The sequence below is a fragment of the Helicobacter pylori genome (assembly GCF_001998165.1).
GTDB classification, from domain to species: Bacteria; Campylobacterota; Campylobacteria; order Campylobacterales; family Helicobacteraceae; genus Helicobacter; species Helicobacter pylori_DL.
On sequence record NZ_MTWR01000161.1, the window covers coordinates 1 to 237 of the forward strand.

1 protein-coding gene is annotated in these 237 nt (G+C 37.6%); it reads right to left on the minus strand.

The annotated features are described in order from the left end of the window. A partial coding sequence (locus BZK24_RS09260) for an AsmA-like C-terminal domain-containing protein (protein WP_143424419.1) occupies window positions 1-237 on the minus strand: 237 nt, incomplete at both ends.

The window sequence follows — 237 nt, forward strand, 5'->3', positions numbered from 1 at the left end:
TCTTCTAAAAGCTCTTGAACTAAATCAAACGCTTTAGTTTTATCCCCTTGTTTTTCTTTAGTGATCCCAAAAACAACAGATCCGGTTTTGATCTGATAGCCATTAGCCCCTAAATGAGGGTTTCTAAAGACAATGAGAGAGGGAATGGTGTTGATGAGATTGACCATGTTTTGCATGAGGGCGAAATTCTTTAAGCTTGTGTTTTGGAATTTCAATTCGCCATTGAAAACCTGATCT